Origin of the sequence: Pseudomonas sp. LH21 (assembly GCF_036549575.1) — a bacterium.
GTDB lineage: Bacteria > Pseudomonadota > Gammaproteobacteria > Pseudomonadales > Pseudomonadaceae > Aquipseudomonas > Aquipseudomonas peradeniyensis.
The window spans coordinates 1,368,760-1,386,717 of record NZ_CP144367.1 but is presented as its reverse complement, the minus strand read 5'-3'; the positions used below and the strand labels follow the sequence as shown (position 1 = coordinate 1,386,717).

Genomic DNA, 17,958 nt, shown 5'->3' with positions numbered 1-17,958 from the left:
GCGGGGGCACCCCGTGACCGTGGCGCCCCGGTCGATCACTCGACCTTGGCCTGCTCGCGCAGACGGATGTGCAGCTCACGCAGGGCCTTGGCGTCGACCAGGCCAGGGGCCTGGGTCATGACGCACGCGGCGCTCTGGGTTTTCGGGAAGGCGATCACTTCACGGATCGACTGGGCGCCGGTCATCAGCATGACCAGGCGATCCAGGCCGAAGGCCAGGCCACCGTGCGGCGGTGCGCCGAACTTCAGGGCGTCGAGCAGGAAGCCGAACTTCTCTTCCTGTTCTGCCGCCTCGATGCCCAGCAGGCGGAATACCGCTTGCTGCATTTCTTTACGGTGAATACGGATCGAACCACCACCCAGCTCGGTGCCGTTCAGGACCATGTCGTAGGCACGCGACAGCGCGGTGGCCGGGTTGGCCTCCAGCTCTTCGGGGGTGCACTTCGGCGCGGTGAACGGGTGGTGCAGCGCGGTGAAGCTGCCGTCTTCGTTCTCTTCGAACATCGGGAAGTCGACGACCCACATCGGCGCCCACTCGCAGGTCAGCAGCTCGAAGTCGTGGCCCAGGCGGATACGCAGCGCGCCCAGGGCCTCGCTGACGATCTTGAACTTGTCGGCACCGAAGAACACGATGTCGCCATCCACGGCGCCTACGCGGTCGAGGATGTTGTTGAGGTTGGCCTCGGGGATGTTCTTGACGATCGGCGACTGCAGACCCTCGACACCCTTGGCGCGCTCGTTGACCTTGATGTAGGCCAGGCCCTTGGCACCGTAGATGCCGACGAACTTGGTGTACTCGTCGATCTTGCTGCGCGGCATGCTGGCGCCGCCCGGCAGGCGCAGGGCGGTGACGCGGCACTTCGGATCGTTGGCTGGACCGGCGAAGACCTTGAAGTCGACATCCTTCAGCTGATCGGCAACGTCGACCAGTTCCAGCGGAATACGCAGGTCCGGCTTGTCGGAACCGTAGCGGCGCATGGCTTCTTCGAAGGTCATGTGCGGGAATTCACCGAACTCCAGGTCCAGCACTTCCTTGAACAGCTTGCGGATCATGCTTTCGGTCAGGCCCATGATCTCGGACTCGTCGAGGAAGCTGGTCTCGATGTCGATCTGGGTGAATTCCGGCTGGCGGTCGGCGCGCAGGTCTTCGTCGCGGAAGCACTTGGCGATCTGGTAGTAGCGGTCGAAGCCGGCGACCATCAGCAGCTGCTTGAACAACTGCGGCGACTGCGGCAGGGCGAAGAAGCTGCCGGCGTGGGTGCGGCTCGGCACCAGGTAGTCACGGGCACCCTCAGGGGTGGCACGGGTCAGGATCGGCGTTTCGACATCGAGGAAGCCGTTCTCGTCGAGGAAGCGACGGATGCTGCTGGTGATGCGCGAACGCAGGCGCAGCTTGTCGGCCATTTCCGGACGGCGCAGGTCGATGAAGCGATAGCGCAGGCGGGTTTCCTCGCCGACGTCGGAATATTCGTTCAGCGGGAACGGCGGGGTTTCCGCTTCGTTGAGCACGTTCAGCTGGTAGCCGAGGATCTCGATGGCACCGGAGGCCATGTTGGCGTTCACCGCGCCTTCTGGGCGCTTGCGCACCTTGCCGGTGATCTGCACGACATATTCGCTGCGCACGCGGTCGGCGGCGGCGAAGGTTTCGGCGCGATCCGGGTCGAATACGACCTGGGCCATGCCTTCGCGGTCACGGATGTCGAGGAAAATCACCCCGCCGTGGTCGCGACGACGATGGACCCAGCCGCAAAGGGTGACTTCCTGGCCGTCCAGGGACTCGTTCAGTTGGCCGCAATAATGGCTGCGCATCATGATCGTGGTTTCGCTTCTCGTGATTCGTGTGTTCGGTGGAGGTCTTGGCCGCCCAAGGGGCTAATACTGCAAGACCTGGCGGATGCAATTCAACTCAGTCGGCCTTGTCGCCGCCTGCCAGATTCTTTTTCGCCCCGGTCTTGAAGTCGGTCTCGTACCAGCCGTTGCCACTCAGGCGAAAGCCGGGGACCGACAGCAGCTTCTTCAATGCCGGCGCCTGGCACGCCGGGCAATCGGTCAGCGGCGCGGCACTGATCTTCTGCAACACCTCCATTTGGTGTTCGCAGGATGCACATTGATAGTCGTACAGGGGCATGGGTGTCTCTCGTCAACCACATCGCACGCTGCCCAAGGCAGCAAAGAGCGGGATTATATATGGTAAAGGAGAGCAGTGCAGCCCGGCGATCAGTGCGCGTCTCGCGCTTCCTGCAGCCAGGCGACGCAGATCACCCTGACCAGGCCGCTGAAATTCCTCACCCCGCCATGGCGCAGGTGCACCTCGCGATCCACATAGGACAACACGGCGCTCACCGAACAACGGTTGGCCTGGGCAATGCGCTCCAGGATGCGCCAATACACCACCTCCAGGCGCAGGCAGGTGGCAAAGCCGTTGAGCCGCACCGAGCGCGACACGGGCCCGGCCTGGGCCATGTCGAAATCTCGCCTGAACGGGTCGAGACGCGGATTGCCTCCTCCCTGCCTTGCATTACCGTCGATACCACGCATCGGATCGCCCATCGCACCGCTCCATCGTCACGAAACCACACCCCGTTCGTCAGCCGAATGGGTCCATGACCGTCATGAAGCGCCATCGATCAGGTCGATAGCAGCGGCAAAGTCTTCCCCACAAACGCGCGGGCCCGATACCGCTGACGGTATCGGGCCCGGTTTCACTGGGTCGAACGACAAGCAACCGGCAATCAGTTCCCGTCGAGCAGGACTCGCAGCATCCACGCCGTTTTCTCGTGGACCTGCATGCGCTGGGTCAGCAGGTCGGCGGTCGGCTCGTCACTGACCTTGTCCACCACCGGGAAGATACTGCGCGCGGTGCGCACCACCGCCTCCTGCCCCTGCACCAGTTGGCGGATCATTTCCTCGGCGGGCGGCACCCCCTCCTCTTCCTTGATGGAGGAGTGGCGGGCATAGAAGGCGTAGGAACCCGGTGCCGGGAAGCCCAGGGCACGAATGCGCTCGGCAATCGAATCGACCGCCAGGGCCAGCTCGTTGTATTGCTCCTCGAACATCAGGTGCAGGGTGCGGAACGACGGACCGGTGACGTTCCAATGGAAGTTATGGGTTTTCAGATACAGTACATAGGTATCCGACAACAGGCGGGACAACCCATCGACGATGGACTTGCGATCTTCTTCACTGATACCGATATCGATTGCCATGAAGCTCCCCTTTCCATAAGGCTTGATCATCAAGCGGGCAACAAACACTCTAACAAGAGTTGCCGCCCGGCGCATGCGGCACAGGGCCGCCCGCACCAGCCGGTTTGAGAAGCCTGCGTCTTTGCTGTTAAATAGGCAGTGTGCCACCCGTGCGGATTGTCAATGCCGGGTGCATAGGCTGGCCCGCCACGTTTTCGCGCCTACCGTTCACGCGCACCGTGCGACCAGCTCATCCTGTGATCGGCCTTATCAATGTGAGCCAAACCAATGTTCAAGATCGTCCATCTGGTGACGGGCCTGGCGGCGTTGCTGCTATCGCTCATACCCAGCCTGAAAGCTGACGCAACACCCTTCCTGCAACAACCCGAGGCCGTCTACCTGGCGCTGCTCGGGCTGCTCAACCTGGTCATTGCCCCGGTACTGCCGCAGTACTACAAAGGCCTGCGCCAGCAATTGCAACACGCCGCCAGCCTGCTGCTGGTGCTGGCAGTGGTGCTACAGACCGTGACCCTGCTGGCCCGCCCGGAGCTGGGCAACCTGGCAGCCCTGGCCTGTGCTGTCCTGGCCTGCGCCATGCACCTGATTGCCGGCTTCGTTCGCGGCACGCGAAAGGCCCGCTCCAGCCAAGGCACCTCGCATGACGTCGGCAATCGCGATACCGGCACCGTGAAGTGGTTCAACACCTCCAAGGGCTTCGGCTTCATCTCCCGCGATTCCGGTGACGATATCTTCGTGCACTTTCGCGCCATCCGCGGCGAGGGCCACCGGGTGCTGGTCGAAGGCCAGCGCGTGGAGTTCTCGGTGATGCACCGCGACAAGGGCCTGCAGGCCGAAGACGTGGTCGCCGTCGCGCGCCGCTGACCCTTTGCCGCCGCCGTACTCAATAATGAGGCGGCGGCGCCTCCTCTCCCCCGCCGCCCTGCTGGCCGGCCATCTCCTCGTAGCGCTTGATCAGCTCCGCCATCTGCAATTGCAAGCGTTCGATCACTCGACTCTGCTCGACAATCACATCATTGAGCGCCTGCAAGCTGTCGTCCTGGAACGCCTGACGGGTCTCCAGCTCGACCATGCGCATTTCCAGCTCCTGCGACATCCTCATGCCTCCTTGAAGCTTTCACCCAGCAGCGCACGCACTTGCTGGCGAATACCATCGACCTGCTCCTGGGTGTAGCCGATGGCCGATACCTTGCCCCAGACCGGGGCAGGCCAGGCAGCATCGCCCTGGCGACGCACGATCACGTGCATGTGCAACTGGCTGACCACGTTGCCCAGGGCCGCGACATTCATTTTGTCGGCGGCGAAAGCATCCTTCAGCGCCTCGGCCAGGGCGGTGGTCTCGACCCACAGTTGCTGCTGGTCGGCCTCCTCGAGCTCGAACACTTCGGTGATATCGGCGCGACGCGGCACCAGGATGAACCACGGGTAGTTGGCATCCTTGCTCAGCAGCAGGCGGCACAGCGGCAGGTCGCCCAGTACCAGGGAATCCTCCTGCAGGCGAGAATCGAGGGTGAACACGGCAAACCTCCTTAAAACTATTCAGCCCTTCCGAGCGGTCGGGCACAGGGGCGCAAGGATACTCCGCTTCGACCGCTGCCACACCCGCCGACGTCGATCCTGGGCATTTGTGGCACGCGAATGACAACATCAACGCCCCGCTTCGGTAACACTGCGCTACTTTTCGCACCAAAATGATGCCGCTCGTCAGACCTTCGCCACACATCCTTCACATAAAACAGCCAGGATAAACAATCGACGGTAACACCTTGACTTGGAAGGCAGCTTCCCAAGCAAACACAAGGAAGGATCGCGACCCGCCGACGAACTGGTCGCGCCCCGTGTTTGCGGAGGTTTCCCAGCCCCGCTCGAGGCAAATGTGAAAATTTCATCAAGCGTTCGTGATTTTGAGCACGCTTGTTGCATTCGTTTCACGCCAAGTCGGCACGACCCCTGCATTGCAGGGTGAACGCGACAAATAACAACAGCGGCATCGGATAAACCAGGGAGTTTCACAAGCCGTACTTTGTATTTATACAAATATGACGGTTTCGAGACAGCGCTGGAGTTGTACGCCCTTATATGACAGGCGTGATTTGCGACATGGAGACAACCAACAGCGACATGGCCATAAAGTTACCGAAAGGTTGTTTCTGCCCATATCGCCAAGAATAGTCCGCGTGATATACATTTTCGCCGACATAACAAGAAAGAGCCGACCCCATAACTAAAATACCCGGGCGCGGCGGTACTCTTCCTAAAAACCAAAGGAGCAAATCACGATGCGCGTGATGAAGTGGAGCATGATCGCCCTGGCCGTAGCGGCAGGGACTTCGCAGCTGGCTATCGCCTCTTCGCAGGATGAGTCCAAGGGCTTCCTCGAAGACAGCAAACTCAACGTCAAGACCCGGATGCTGTACTTCAGCCGTGACTTCCGCAACAACGACCGGGATGACGAGGGCAACCGTCAAAGCCGCGCCGAAGAGACCGGCCTGGGCTTTGTCGGCACCTACGAGTCCGGCTTCACCCAAGGCACCGTGGGCGTAGGCTTCGACGCCGTCGGCATGCTTGGCCTGAAACTGGACAGCGGCAAAGGCCGCGCTGGCACCGGCCTGTTCCCCACTGCTCTCGATGGCCGCTCCCAGGACGACTACTCGAAGGCTGGCGCAGCAGCCAAATTCCGTATTTCCGACACCGTACTGAAGGTCGGCGATCAGTTCACCGCCTTGCCGGTCTTTGCTACCGATGACAGCCGCCTGCTGCCCGAAATTGCTCAAGGCGGCCTGATCACCAGCAACGAGATCAAAGGCCTTACCCTGCACGCCGGTCGCTTCACCAGCCTGACCGCTCAAGCAGAAACCAACCGTGACAGCTTCCGCCTCAAGGAAGCCGATGTCCTGGGTGGCACCTACGCCATCACCGACAGCCTGAGCACCAGCGTCTACTACTCGCACGTCGAGGATCACTTCCGCAAATGGTACGGCAACGTCAACTGGGCACTGCCGATCAGCGACAAGCAAGGACTGGTGTTCGACTTCAACATCTATGACACCAAGTCCATTGGCCAGAACCTGACTGGCGCCTGGGTCAAGAAGGCCGACGGCTCCAACAAACTTGACAACATCGCCGCCAGCCTCTCGGCCGCGTACAACATCGGCGCCCACACTTTCACCCTGGCTTTCCAGAAAGTCAGCGGCGACGGCGACTACGCCTATGGCGTAGATGGCGGCGGTACCGTGTTCCTGGCCAACTCCATCGCACGTTCGGACTTCAACGCCGAAGACGAGAAGTCCTGGCAGGCACGCTACGACCTGAACTTTGCCGAGTACGGCATCCCAGGCCTGACCTTCATGACCCGTTACGCACGCGGTACCGACGCCAAGACCCGCACCACCGATAACGGCTCGGAGTGGGAACGCGATATCGACGTCAAATACGTCCTGCAGGAAGGCCCGGCCAAAGACTTGAGCTTCCGCGTACGTCAAGCCACCTACCGTTCCGCGGATGGTGTCTACTACGGCTCCAGCTCGATCGACGAACTGCGCCTGATCGTCGAGTACCCGCTGAGCATCCTGTAAGCCCGCGCTTGCATCGCTCCGCAAATGAAGAAGCCCGGCAATCGCCGGGCTTTTTCCTGGCTGACAGAAAGGCCTGACTGCTGCATTCTGTACGCTTTCGTTTCGCCCCCGTACAATGCGGGGTCATTTCACATTCAGGCAATCGACACGGCCCACCATGCGCACCAGTCAATATTTGCTCGCCACCCAGAAAGAAACCCCGGCCGATGCAGTGGTCATCAGCCACCAGCTCATGCTGCGTGCCGGCATGATCCGCAAACTGGCCTCCGGCCTGTACACCTGGCTGCCGATGGGCCTGCGGGTGATGCGCAAGGTCGAAGCCGTGGTCCGCGAGGAAATGAACGCCGCCGGTGCCCTCGAAGTGCTGATGCCGAGCATCCAGCCGGCTGAACTTTGGCAGGAATCCGGCCGCTGGGAGCAATACGGTCCCGAGCTGCTGCGCCTGAAGGACCGCCACCAGCGCGACTTCTGCGTCGGCCCGACCCATGAAGAGGTCATCACCGACCTGGCGCGCAACGAGCTGTCCAGCTACAAGCAGCTGCCGCTGAACATGTACCAGATCCAGACCAAGTTCCGTGACGAGATCCGTCCGCGCTTCGGCCTGATGCGCGGCCGCGAGTTCATCATGAAGGACGCCTACTCCTTCCATGCCGACCAGGCTTCCCTGCAGGAAACCTACGACCGCATGCACCTGGCGTACTCCAACATCTTCACCCGCCTGGGCCTGGACTTCCGTCCGGTGCAGGCCGACACCGGCTCCATCGGTGGCAGCTACTCCCACGAGTTCCACGTGCTCGCCTCCTCCGGCGAGGACGACGTGATCTTCAGCGATACCTCCGACTACGCCGCCAACATCGAGAAGGCCGAGGCCATCCCGCGTGAAACCGTGCGTCCGGCCCCGACCGAAGAGCTGCGCCTGGTCGACACCCCGAACGCCAAGACCATCGCCGAACTGGTGGAAAACTTCGGCCTGGCGATCGAGAAGACCGTCAAGACCCTGATCGTGCATGGCGCCGAGGAAGGCAAGCTGGTCGCCCTGATCGTCCGTGGCGACCATGAGCTCAACGAGATCAAGGCTGCCAAGCTGGAGCAGGTCGCCGACCCGCTGGTCATGGCTTCCGACGCCGAGCTGCGCGCCGCCATCGGTGCCGGCGCGGGCTCCCTCGGCCCGCTGAACCTGCCGCTGGAGTGCATCATCGACCGCTCGGTCGCCCTGATGAGCGACTTCGGCATCGGCGCCAACATCGACGACAAGCACTACTTCGGCGTCAACTGGGAGCGCGACCTGCCGGTTCCACAGGTCGCCGACCTGCGCAACGTGGTCGAGGGCGACCCGAGCCCGGACGGCCAGGGTACCCTGGTGATCAAGCGCGGTATCGAAGTCGGCCATATCTTCCAGCTCGGCACCAAGTACAGCGAGGCGCTCAAGTGCCAGGTGCTGGGTGAGAACGGCAAGCCTGTCGTGCTGTCCATGGGCTGCTACGGCATCGGCGTGTCCCGCGTGGTCGCTGCCGCCATCGAGCAGAGCTATGACGAAAAAGGCATCATCTGGAACGACGCCCTGGCACCGTTCCAGATCGCCCTGGTACCGCTGCGCTACGAGACCGATGTGGTCCGCGAAGCCACCGACAAGCTGTATGCCGAACTGACCGCCGCCGGCTTCGAAGTGCTGCTGGACGACCGCGACAAGAAGACCAGCCCCGGCATCAAGTTCGCCGACATGGAGCTGATCGGCATTCCGCACCGCATCGTCGTCAGCGACCGTGGCCTGGCCGAAGGCAACCTGGAATACAAGCACCGCACCGAATCGGAGGCCCAGGCACTGCCGCTCGCGGACGTGCTGACCTTCCTGCAGGCCCGCATCCGCCGCTGATAACCCGTTACGCGAGTGATCATGTCCAAGCGAAGTACCTACACCCTGGGGGGCGCCGCACTGTGCGGCGCCCTGCTCCTCGGCGGCTGCGCCAACCAGATGTCCCAGCGCAGCGACCACGAGGAGCGCGTCGAGCGCAAGCTGCTCGAGCACAGTCTGCAGATCGATGTCGGCGAGCCGAAGGTGATGGAGCTTCCGCAACGACGTGTGCGCATCCATGAGCTCAAGCGCTTCGAGGTCACCGAGTTCGAGGTGACCCGCCGCTACGACCGCTACACCCCCTACCAACCCTGGCGGGAGATCTACGAGATCCCGCTGGGCGCGGTAGCGGTGGTGGCCGGTATCGGTGCCAACGTGGTCAACGTGTTCGCCCTGGGCAACCTGCCGGACAGCGTCACCCACGACTGGCTCAGCTATGGCGTGGCGGGCGTCAACCCGTTCATGAACGTGCCGTCCAACGGTCGCGCCCAGCAGAACCTGGCCGGTATCGACGAGGTTGAGAAGGGCAAGCGCGAGGAGTCCATCAGCCTGCCGTGGAACGAGCGCCTGGTCGAGGTCAAGGCCGGCAAGATGACCCACGAGCTGACCACCGACAAGAACGGTGTGCTGCGCCTGAACCTGCTCGACAGCCCGTTCTCCGAGCAGAACCTCAACCATATCGGCACCCTGCACCTGCAGGTGGTCGACGAGGACAACCAGGTGCGCGGCGATGCCAGCCTGCTGGTCAGCGGCAACCTGCGCGGCAAGCTGCTCGAGGCCCACGAGCTGATCTTCGACGATCTCGAGGATGATGATGTCGGCCAGTGGGTGCATCGGGTCAAGCGCCTGTCGGAGCTGGGGCTGGAAGAAGAAGCCAGTGAACTGGAGCAGAGCCTGATCGAGCTGACCCGCAATGATCCGGAGCTGCAGCAGGAATTCCTGCAGACACTGACCAAGGCCACCGGGCGCCTGGTAGCTGATCCGGGCGTGCAGTAACACGAAAAGGGGCTGCTTTGCAGCCCATCGCGGGGCAAGCCCGCTCCTACAGGTCCTGTGTTGGCTTTGTAGGAGCGGGCTTGCCCCGCGATGGGCCGCAAAGCGGCCCTTCTTCTATTTATCTTCGAACAACTCCAACTGCTCATGCGCCCCGCGCAGATCGCGCAGCCTCACCCCCACGCCCAACAACCGCACCGGCTTGCCACCCCGGGCAAACGCCTGGCTGAGCAACTGCCGGTAACTCTCCAGATCCCTACCCGCCCCCGCCTGCTCCATCGTGGTCTGGCTGAAGTCATGGAACTTGACCTTGACGAAGGGCTTGTCGGGCCGATAGCTGCTGTCCATCCGCGCTATCCGCTCGTTCAGGCTGGCCAACAGCTCCGGCAGTTTTTCCAGGCAGCTGTTCAGATCGGGCAGGTCATGGTCGTAGGTGTTCTCGACGCTGACCGACTGTCGCCGGCTGTCGTTCTGTACCGCCCGCTCGTCGATCCCCCGCGCCAGCCCCCACAGACGCTCGCCAAAACTGCCGAACTCGCGAACCAGCGCCAGCCGCGACCAGTCGCGCAGCGACAGGCAGGTATCGATCCCCAGCCGCGAGAGCTTGTCCGCCGTCACCTTGCCGACTCCGTGCAAGCGCGCCACCGGCAGGTTCGCAACGAATTCCTCCACCTGATCCGGAGTGATGACGAACAAACCGTTGGGCTTGCGCCAGTCACTGGCGATCTTGGCCAGGAACTTGTTCGGCGCCACCCCGGCGGACACCGTGATGTGCAGTTGCTGGGCCACCCGCCGACGAATGTCCTCGGCAATGCGCGTGGCACTGCCGGCAAACCACTGGCTGTCGCTGACATCCAGGTAGGCCTCGTCCAGCGACAAGGGCTCGATCAACTCGGTGTAGTCACGAAAGATCGTATGTATCTCCCGCGACGCCTCGCGGTAGGCCTCGAAGCGCGGCTTGACGATCTCAAGGTCCGGACACAGCTTCAGGGCATGCCCGGACGCCATCGCCGAACGAACCCCATAGGCACGCGCCTCATAGTTGCAGGTGGCGATCACCCCGCGCTGCCCCGGCTGCCCGCCCACCGCCATGGGGCGACCGACCAGGCGCGGGTCGTCACGCATCTCGATGGCGGCGTAGAAACAGTCACAATCAATGTGGATGATCTTGCGCAGGGACATGGGAGACAGCCACTACTGTAAATTCATACAGATAGTATCCCATGCCCCCGCCACGAAACAGCCTGTGCGGGATGATCGGCCTGCAAGCCCCGTCACGACTGAGCCGCGTGCCGACCTGAGACGCTAAGGGTTTGAACAAAAAAGGATTTTTTTGAATTAATGCTTGACACCGAAAAGGAAATCCGTAGAATTCGATCTCACAGGCGCGGGATGGAGCAGCCTGGTAGCTCGTCGGGCTCATAACCCGAAGGTCGTCGGTTCAAATCCGGCTCCCGCAACCAGATTCAAGAAAAGGCCACTGTTTCGACAGTGGCCTTTTTTATTGCATTTCGATTTCCGATTATTTAAAACCCATGGAAAATCAAGCAGTAACGCTTGACAGCAAACTAGAAATCGGTAGAATTCGGTCCCACAGGCGCGGGATGGAGCAGCCTGGTAGCTCGTCGGGCTCATAACCCGAAGGTCGTCGGTTCAAATCCGGCTCCCGCAACCAGATTCAAAAAAGGCCACTGTTTCGACAGTGGCCTTTTTTATTGTCTGCTGATCAACCAAATGACGTTGTACTCACTGTTAGCACTTGACAGTGCATGGCCAATCTGTAGAATGCGCCCCTCTGACGCGGGATGGAGCAGCCTGGTAGCTCGTCGGGCTCATAACCCGAAGGTCGTCGGTTCAAATCCGGCTCCCGCAACCATATTCGCCAGAACAAGCCCCGCCTGTCGCAAGATAGTGCGGGGCTTGTTGCATTCAGGCTCCGTAAAAGCCAATTGCCCCCTTCCCCGCTACCTGCCTCCCTTGCCGCCCCCCCTGCGGCTGAATGAACTATCTTTAACTATCCTGAAACAGATTAAGCCGTCGGCCCGGAGTAATATTCGGATACGTTTTTCCAAAGGGACTTTCACTTGGCCGTACCTTGCCTTCACCTCGCGCAGACCGCACGAGGCACCCCATGACCGCCCCCACTCCCGAAACCCAGGCACCGCTGACGGCGGCCTTGCCTACGGCTGCCCAGCGCCTGCCCTGGCTGGAGCGCCTGAGCAAGTACCGCCAACCGCTGGGGCTGGCAGTGACCCTGGTGTTGTTCGCCATGGGCCTGATCGCCTGTCGCCACCTGCTGAGCGAACTGGACATCTATGCCCTGCACGATGCCATGCTCAGCGTGCCGGCCAATGCACTGCTCGGCGCGGTCCTGGCCACCGTGGTCGGTTTCGTCATCCTGCTGGGCTATGAATGGTCGGCCAGCCGCTACGCGGCCGTGCAACTGCCACCCCGCACCCTGGTGCTGGGCGGCTTCAGTGCCTTCGCCATCGGCAACGCCATTGGCCTGTCGATGCTGTCTGGCGGTTCAGTACGCTATCGCCTCTACGCGCGCCAAGGACTGGGCGCCGCGGAAGTCGCGCGCATGACGGTCTTTGCCAGCCTCTCGCTGGGCTGCGCCCTCCCACCTCTGGCGGCACTGGCCACCCTGAGCGATCTGCCAGCGGCGGCAACCGCACTGCGCCTGCCAGCACCGCTGCTGGGCGGTATCGCAGTCGCCGTGCTGGTGGCCGCCGCCGCCCTGGTGATGGGCCTGTATCGCCGGCGCCTGCCCGAACAACCACTGGCCGACAACCTGCTGGTGCAGTTCGGCCGCCGCACCCTGCGCCTGCCGGGCGCGCGCCTGACCGCGCTGCAACTGCTGATCACCGCGCTGGATGTCGCCGCCGCCGCCACCGTGCTCTACCTGCTGCTGCCGGAAGCACCGCCGTTCGGCGCCTTCGTGCTGGTCTACCTGCTCGCCCTCGCCGCCGGCGTGCTCAGCCATGTGCCGGGCGGCGTCGGCGTGTTCGAGGCGATCCTGCTGGCGGCCTTCGCCAACCAGCTGGGGGCCGCGCCGCTGGCCGCCGCGCTGCTGCTGTACCGGCTGATCTACGTGGTCATGCCGCTGCTGGTGGCTTGTGTGCTGCTGCTGGCCAACGAAGCCCGCCGCCTGATGGTCACCCAACAGGCGATCCGCGCCGCCTCGGGGCTGGCCGCGCCGGTGCTGGCGATCCTGGTGTTCCTCTCCGGCGTGGTGCTGCTGTTCTCCGGCGCCACCCCGGAAATCGACAGCCGCCTGGAACACATGGGCTTCCTGATTCCGCACCGCCTGATCGATGCCTCGCACTTCGGCGCCAGCCTGATCGGCGTGCTCTGCCTGCTGCTCGCCCAGGGCCTGCGCCGGCGCCTGTCGGCTGCCTGGCTGCTGACCACGGTGCTGCTGCTGGTGGGGGCGGTGCTGTCGCTGCTCAAGGGCTTCGACTGGGAAGAAGCCAGCCTGATGTGCTTCACCGCCGCCCTGCTCGCCCTGTTCCGCCGCTCGTTCTACCGCCCCAGCCGTCTGCTGGAGCTCCCGTTCTCGCCGGTGTACCTTGTAGCCAGCGCCTGCGTGGTCGGTGCCTCGGTGTGGTTGCTGCTGTTTGCCTATCAGGACGTGCCCTACACCCACAAGCTGTGGTGGCAGTTCACCCTCGACGCCGACGCGCCGCGCGGCCTGCGCGCCGCCCTCGGCAGCGCCGTGCTGCTGGTGATCGTCGCCCTGACCTGGCTGCTGCGCACCGCCCGCCCGGTCATCCACCTGCCAACCGACGACGAGTTGCAACGCGCCAACCGCATCCTGCTGGCTTCCGACCAGCCCGACGGCGGCCTGGCCCTGACCGGCGACAAGGCGCTGCTGTTCCACCCCAACGACAACGCCTTCCTCATGTATGCCCGCCGTGGCCGCAGCCTGGTGGCCCTGTACGATCCGATCGGCCCGGCCCAGGAGCGCGCCGAGATGATCTGGCAGTTCCGCGACCTGTGCGACCTGCATCATGCACGCCCGGTGTTCTACCAGGTACGCGCGGAGAACCTGCCGTTCTACATGGACATCGGCCTGACCGCGATCAAGCTCGGCGAAGAGGCCCGGGTCGACCTGCGGCGCTTCGACATCGAAGCCAAGGGCAAGGAGATGAAGGACCTGCGCTACACCTGGAACCGAGGCGGGCGGGACGGGCTGAGCCTGGAGATCCACGAGCCAGGTCAAGCGCCGCTGGCCGAGCTCAAGGAAATCTCCGACGCCTGGCTCGACGGCAAGAACGTGCGCGAGAAAGGCTTCTCCCTCGGTCGCTTCAGCCCCGAGTACCTGCAGCATTTCCGCATCGCGCTGATCCGCTTCCAGGGCCGCCCTGTGGCCTTCGCCAACCTGCTGGAAACCCACAGCAACGAGTTGGCCAGTCTCGACCTGATGCGCGCGCACCCGGAAGCGCCGAAGTTGACCATGGAATTCATGATGGTCGGCCTGATCCTGCACTACAAGAGCCATGACTATGGCCGTTTCAGCCTGGGGATGGTCCCCCTCTCCGGCTTGCAGCCACGCCGTGGCGCCCCCTTGACCCAGCGTCTGGGCTCGATGGTGTTCCAGCGCGGCGAGCAGCTCTACAACTTCCAGGGCCTGCGGCGCTTCAAGGACAAGTTCCAGCCGGACTGGGAACCCCGCTACATGGCCGTGCCGGCCGGGCTCGACCCGCTCGTGGCACTGGCTGATACTGCCGCCCTGATCGCTGGCGGCCTGACTGGATTGGTGAAACGTTGATGATCCGACGCTATTGGCTGTACATACTGATTCCCCTGCTGCTGGCCGTGCTGGCCGGCGGCGCGGCCTTCTGGCTGTGGACCCGGCCGGCGCCCGAGGCGCGCCTGGAGCACCTCACCCTCGACGACGGCAGCGCCCTGACCCGCGCCACCCCCGGCGTGCATGCCAAGGCCCGGGTGGCCATCGGCGTGCCCCAGGACCAAGCCCTGACCGACAAGCAGCTGCTCGACCTGAGCCAGGCCGGCGAGGCTCAGCTGGTGCAGGTGATCCTGCCACCCGCCGACTGCGCCAAGCAGCAGGCGGCGATGGACCAGGCCATCACCCGCCTGGCCGGCAAACCGACCCTGGTCGCCGGCATCGGCCCGGGCGCGGCCCAGGCTTGGCGCTGGCTGGCCGCACAAGGCGACGACAAGGCCCGGGCCATCTCGGTGGACTTTACCGTCGAGCAGCCCGGCTGCCAGGTCGCCCTGCCCAAGTCCGCCGCCCACGGCCACTGGAACGTGGCCTGGAACGACAACCCGGATGACGCCAGCGCCGCCTTCGTGCGCGACCAGGCCAACGCCGAGACCAGCATCGCCGACTACGACATCCACCTGCCCCAGGTGCTCAAGGCCCAACTGACCCAGGCCTTGGTCGGCCATGACGGCAACGCCCTGGCGATCCCGGTGGTGGAAGTTCCGGCCGGGCAGACCACCGACACCGTGACCCTGTTCCTTTCCGGCGACGGCGGCTGGCGCGACCTGGACCGCGACGTGGCCGGCGAGATGGCCAAGCTCGGCTACCCGGTGGTGGGCATCGACACTCTGCGCTACTACTGGCAGCACAAGACCCCGGAACAGAGTGCCGCCGACCTGTCCGAACTGATGCAGCACTACCGCCAGAAATGGGGCACCAAGCGCTTCGTACTGACCGGTTACTCGTTTGGCGCCGATGTGTTGCCGGCCATCTACAACCGCCTCTCCGAGGAAGACCAGAAGCGCATCGACGCGGTGATCCTGCTGGCCTTCGCCCGCAGCGGCAGCTTCGAGATCGAGGTGGAGGGCTGGCTGGGCAAGGAAGGCCAGGAGGCCCCGACCGGGCCTGAGATGGCCAGGCTGCCGGCAGCGAAGGTGGTATGCATCTACGGTGTGGAAGAGACCGACGAAAGCGGCTGCACCGACAAGACGGCCGTGGGCGAACGCATGAAGCTGCCGGGCGGCCATCACTTCGACGAGAACTACCCGGCGCTGGCCAAGCGCCTGATCGGTGAGATCGAGACCCGCCAGGGAAAGGCCAACGTCGCTGAGAAATGATGGGGAAAGGGGCCGCTTTGCGGCCCATCGCGGGGCAAGCCCGCTCCTACAGGCGACCCCACCCCCTGTAGGAGCGGCCTTGTGCCGCGAATGGGCTGCAAAGCAGCCCCGGCAATGGAGCAGTCATACCCCAAAAAATGCAATACCTTGAAAGGGCTGCCCCTCAGATCTCGACCTGCGTCCCCAGCTCGATCACCCGATTGAGCGGCAGGTTGAAGAACCGCAGGTTGCCGTTGGCGTTCTTCAACAGGAACGCGAACAGGTTCCCGCGCCAGCGCGACATGCCCTCGAGGCGTGAGGCAATCACCGTTTCCCGGCTGAGGAAATAGGTGGTGCGCATCGGGCTGAAGTCCAGCTCATCCAGGTGGCACAGCTTCAGCGCCGCCGGCACGTCCGGCTCGTCCATGAAGCCGAAGTGCAGCAGCACCCGGAAGAACCCGTCGCCATAGGCCTCCACCTCGAACCGCTCCTGCTCCGGCACCCGCGGCCGGTCTTCGCTGACCACCGTCAGCAGCACCACCTGGCTGTGCAGAACCTGGTTGTGCAGCATGTTGTGCAGCAGCGCATGGGGCACGGCATCGGGCCGGGCGGTGAGGAACACCGCGGTGCCCTCGACCCGGTGCGGCGGCTGCACGCGGATACTGCCGATGAACACCGGCAACGGCAACGCGCCCTCGTCGATACGGTCGACCAGGATCTGCTTGCCACGCTTCCAGGTGCTCATCAGCACGAACAGCACGATCCCCGCCAGCACCGGGAAGGCGCCGCCCTGGACGATCTTCGGCACGTTGGCGGCGAAGAACAGCCCGTCGACCAACAGGAAGCCCACCAGCAGCGGAACCGCCAGCACCGGTGGCCACTTCCACAGCAGCAGCATGACCGCCGAGACCAGGATGGTGGTCATCAGCATGGTGCCGGTCACCGCCACGCCATAGGCCGCAGCGAGGGCGCCGGACGACTCGAAGCCGATCACCAGCAGCACCACGCCGACCATCAGGGTCCAGTTCACCGCACCGATGTAGATCTGCCCCTGCTCGTCGCTGGAGGTGTGCTGGATCTGCATACGCGGCACGTAGCCCAGCTGGATGGCCTGGCGGGTCAGGGAGAAGGCCCCCGAAATCACCGCTTGGGAAGCGATCACCGTGGCCATGGTTGCCAGGCCGACCAGCGGCAGCAGCGCCCAGCTCGGCGCCAGCAGGTAGAAGGGGTTGCGCGCCGCCTCCGGGTTCTGCAGCAGGATCGCGCCCTGGCCGAAATAGTTGAGCACCAGCGCCGGCAGCACCAGGGCGAACCAGGCGCGGGCGATGGGCTTGCGGCCGAAGTGGCCCATGTCGGCGTACAGGGCCTCGGCGCCGGTCAGCGCCAGCACCACGGCGCCGAGAATGGCCACGCCCATGCCCGGATGAACGATGAAGAAATTCAGCGCCCAGGCCGGGTTGAAGGCCTTGAGCACTTCCGGGCTCTGCGAGATGCCGTGTACCCCCAGCGCCCCCAGCACCACGAACCAGGTGACCATGATCGGGCCGAACAGCTTGCCAATCTTCTCGGTGCCGTGCTTCTGCACCAGGAACAGCGCCACCAGCACCACCAGCGAGATCGGCACCACCCAGTGGTCGATGCCTTCGAAGGCCAGGCCCATGCCCTCCACCGCCGACAACACCGACACTGCCGGGGTGATCATGCTGTCGCCATAGAACAGCGAGGCACCGACCAGACCACAGCCGACCATCAGTGCCCGTAGTTTCGGGTATTCAGCCGTGGCGCGCCGTGCCAGCGCGGTGAGCGCCATGGTCCCGCCCTCGCCCTGGTTGTCGGCGCGCAGGATGAACATCACGTACTTGAACGACACCACCCAGAGCAGCGACCACAGGATCAGCGACAGGATGCCCAGCACTCCATCGTGATTGACCTGCACGCCGTAACCACCGGTGAAGACCTCTTTGAGGGTGTACAGCGGACTGGTGCCGATATCGCCATAGACCACCCCAACAGCTGCCACGAGCAGCCCCAGCGATTTCGCCGCCCCCTGCTTGCCCTCGTGCCCGCCTTCGGCGTGACTGCTTGCCTGAACCATCGACCACTCCCGCAGAAGGCCAACTAGACCGGTTGAATTCCTACCCGCGCCGGACCATCCCGGATGCCCCGGCGCAACGGCGCGAAGCATAGCGCAGCGTTCGTCGTATTTCTGCTGGTAAAGCGACCTTGTGCTCGCTAGAATTGCGCACTTTTTGATCAGAGGCGCCAAAAAGCGCCCGTCAAGATCGCCCGCG

General features: G+C 63.7%; 14 protein-coding genes and 3 tRNA genes. 9 read left to right on the top strand and 8 right to left on the bottom strand.

Annotated elements, in window-relative coordinates; translation table 11 throughout:
* Nucleotides 1-35 precede the first annotated feature (35 nt).
* The 4 genes from aspS to VUG52_RS06510 all read right to left on the bottom strand — a co-directional run bounded on the left by aspS (nt 36) and on the right by VUG52_RS06510 (nt 3,205).
* A complete protein-coding gene (aspS, locus tag VUG52_RS06525; protein WP_050704474.1) occupies nt 36-1,811 on the bottom strand; it encodes an aspartate--tRNA ligase in 1,776 nt (591 codons plus the stop codon).
* 94 nt (nt 1,812-1,905) lie between these two features.
* Nucleotides 1,906-2,127 (bottom strand): FmdB family zinc ribbon protein, encoded by a 222-nt coding sequence (locus tag VUG52_RS06520; RefSeq protein ID WP_050704473.1) that lies wholly within the window; start codon nt 2,125-2,127, stop codon nt 1,906-1,908.
* Between the two features lie 89 nt (nt 2,128-2,216).
* Nucleotides 2,217-2,549 carry a ribbon-helix-helix domain-containing protein gene (locus VUG52_RS06515; RefSeq protein WP_052896323.1) on the bottom strand — a complete coding sequence of 111 codons (333 nt, stop codon included), beginning with the start codon at nt 2,547-2,549 and terminating at the stop codon, nt 2,217-2,219.
* A 182-nt stretch (nt 2,550-2,731) separates the two neighbouring features.
* Nucleotides 2,732-3,205, bottom strand: coding sequence for a Dps family protein (locus VUG52_RS06510; RefSeq protein WP_028690591.1), 474 nt, complete (start codon nt 3,203-3,205; stop codon nt 2,732-2,734).
* Nucleotides 3,206-3,472: 267 nt separating this feature from the next.
* Here VUG52_RS06510 and VUG52_RS06505 point away from each other — a divergent pair, with 267 nt between their 5' ends.
* Nucleotides 3,473-4,066 (top strand): cold-shock protein, encoded by a 594-nt coding sequence (locus VUG52_RS06505; RefSeq protein ID WP_050704472.1) that lies wholly within the window; start codon nt 3,473-3,475, stop codon nt 4,064-4,066.
* 19 nt (nt 4,067-4,085) lie between these two features.
* Here VUG52_RS06505 and VUG52_RS06500 read toward each other — a convergent pair whose 3' ends face one another.
* Together VUG52_RS06500 and VUG52_RS06495 are read right to left on the bottom strand one after the other, a co-directional pair.
* Complete coding sequence (locus VUG52_RS06500) at nt 4,086-4,298, bottom strand: SlyX family protein (protein WP_050704471.1); 213 nt, start codon at nt 4,296-4,298, stop codon at nt 4,086-4,088.
* A gap of 2 nt (nt 4,299-4,300) precedes the next feature.
* On the bottom strand, nt 4,301-4,720 hold the full coding sequence (locus VUG52_RS06495) for an HIT family protein (RefSeq protein WP_050704470.1): 420 nt from the start codon (nt 4,718-4,720) through the stop codon (nt 4,301-4,303).
* Nucleotides 4,721-5,481: 761 nt separating this feature from the next.
* Between VUG52_RS06495 and VUG52_RS06490 the strand changes: the two genes are divergently transcribed.
* From VUG52_RS06490 to VUG52_RS06480, 3 genes are all read left to right on the top strand, one after another.
* Nucleotides 5,482-6,777, top strand: coding sequence for an OprD family porin (locus VUG52_RS06490; protein WP_050704469.1), 1,296 nt, complete (start codon nt 5,482-5,484; stop codon nt 6,775-6,777).
* A 157-nt stretch (nt 6,778-6,934) separates the two neighbouring features.
* Nucleotides 6,935-8,650 carry a proline--tRNA ligase gene (locus VUG52_RS06485; RefSeq protein WP_050704468.1) on the top strand — a complete coding sequence of 572 codons (1,716 nt, stop codon included), beginning with the start codon at nt 6,935-6,937 and terminating at the stop codon, nt 8,648-8,650.
* Between the two features lie 21 nt (nt 8,651-8,671).
* Nucleotides 8,672-9,625: a hypothetical protein gene (locus tag VUG52_RS06480; protein WP_050704467.1), complete on the top strand. Its 954-nt coding sequence runs from the start codon at nt 8,672-8,674 to the stop codon at nt 9,623-9,625.
* A gap of 114 nt (nt 9,626-9,739) precedes the next feature.
* Here VUG52_RS06480 and dinB read toward each other — a convergent pair whose 3' ends face one another.
* On the bottom strand, nt 9,740-10,798 hold the full coding sequence (gene dinB / locus VUG52_RS06475; protein ID WP_162232951.1) for a DNA polymerase IV: 1,059 nt from the start codon (nt 10,796-10,798) through the stop codon (nt 9,740-9,742).
* A 210-nt stretch (nt 10,799-11,008) separates the two neighbouring features.
* Here dinB and VUG52_RS06470 point away from each other — a divergent pair.
* The 5 genes from VUG52_RS06470 to VUG52_RS06450 all read left to right on the top strand — a co-directional run bounded on the left by VUG52_RS06470 (nt 11,009) and on the right by VUG52_RS06450 (nt 15,688).
* Nucleotides 11,009-11,085: transfer RNA gene (locus VUG52_RS06470), tRNA-Met, on the top strand.
* 135 nt (nt 11,086-11,220) lie between these two features.
* Nucleotides 11,221-11,297 (top strand) — tRNA-Met (locus VUG52_RS06465).
* Nucleotides 11,298-11,421: 124 nt separating this feature from the next.
* Nucleotides 11,422-11,498: transfer RNA gene (locus VUG52_RS06460), tRNA-Met, on the top strand.
* 255 nt (nt 11,499-11,753) lie between these two features.
* Nucleotides 11,754-14,396 (top strand): bifunctional lysylphosphatidylglycerol flippase/synthetase MprF, encoded by a 2,643-nt coding sequence (gene mprF / locus VUG52_RS06455; protein ID WP_050704465.1) that lies wholly within the window; start codon nt 11,754-11,756, stop codon nt 14,394-14,396.
* Nucleotides 14,396-15,688, top strand: a complete 1,293-nt coding sequence (locus VUG52_RS06450) for a virulence factor family protein (RefSeq protein WP_050704464.1) — start codon at nt 14,396-14,398, stop codon at nt 15,686-15,688. The genes mprF and VUG52_RS06450 overlap by 1 nt, the downstream gene beginning before the upstream one ends.
* Before the next feature lie 163 nt (nt 15,689-15,851).
* Here the strand turns inward: VUG52_RS06450 and VUG52_RS06445 are convergent, their stop codons facing one another.
* Nucleotides 15,852-17,762, bottom strand: a complete 1,911-nt coding sequence (locus VUG52_RS06445) for a potassium transporter Kup (RefSeq protein ID WP_050704463.1) — start codon at nt 17,760-17,762, stop codon at nt 15,852-15,854.
* Nucleotides 17,763-17,958 lie beyond the last annotated feature (196 nt).

Excerpts from the sequence above, each read along its gene's own strand:
- aspS (WP_050704474.1), bottom strand. The coding sequence starts at position 1,811 with ATGATGCGCAGCCATTATTGCGGCCAACTGAACGAGTCCCTGGACGGC.
- VUG52_RS06520 (WP_050704473.1), bottom strand. The coding sequence starts at position 2,127 with ATGCCCCTGTACGACTATCAATGTGCATCCTGCGAACACCAAATGGAG.
- VUG52_RS06515 (WP_052896323.1), bottom strand. The coding sequence starts at position 2,549 with ATGGGCGATCCGATGCGTGGTATCGACGGTAATGCAAGGCAGGGAGGA.
- VUG52_RS06510 (WP_028690591.1), bottom strand. The coding sequence starts at position 3,205 with ATGGCAATCGATATCGGTATCAGTGAAGAAGATCGCAAGTCCATCGTC.
- VUG52_RS06505 (WP_050704472.1), top strand. The coding sequence starts at position 3,473 with ATGTTCAAGATCGTCCATCTGGTGACGGGCCTGGCGGCGTTGCTGCTA.
- VUG52_RS06500 (WP_050704471.1), bottom strand. The coding sequence starts at position 4,298 with ATGTCGCAGGAGCTGGAAATGCGCATGGTCGAGCTGGAGACCCGTCAG.
- VUG52_RS06490 (WP_050704469.1), top strand. The coding sequence starts at position 5,482 with ATGCGCGTGATGAAGTGGAGCATGATCGCCCTGGCCGTAGCGGCAGGG.
- VUG52_RS06485 (WP_050704468.1), top strand. The coding sequence starts at position 6,935 with ATGCGCACCAGTCAATATTTGCTCGCCACCCAGAAAGAAACCCCGGCC.
- VUG52_RS06480 (WP_050704467.1), top strand. The coding sequence starts at position 8,672 with ATGTCCAAGCGAAGTACCTACACCCTGGGGGGCGCCGCACTGTGCGGC.
- mprF (WP_050704465.1), top strand. The coding sequence starts at position 11,754 with ATGACCGCCCCCACTCCCGAAACCCAGGCACCGCTGACGGCGGCCTTG.
- VUG52_RS06450 (WP_050704464.1), top strand. The coding sequence starts at position 14,396 with ATGATCCGACGCTATTGGCTGTACATACTGATTCCCCTGCTGCTGGCC.
- VUG52_RS06445 (WP_050704463.1), bottom strand. The coding sequence starts at position 17,762 with ATGGTTCAGGCAAGCAGTCACGCCGAAGGCGGGCACGAGGGCAAGCAG.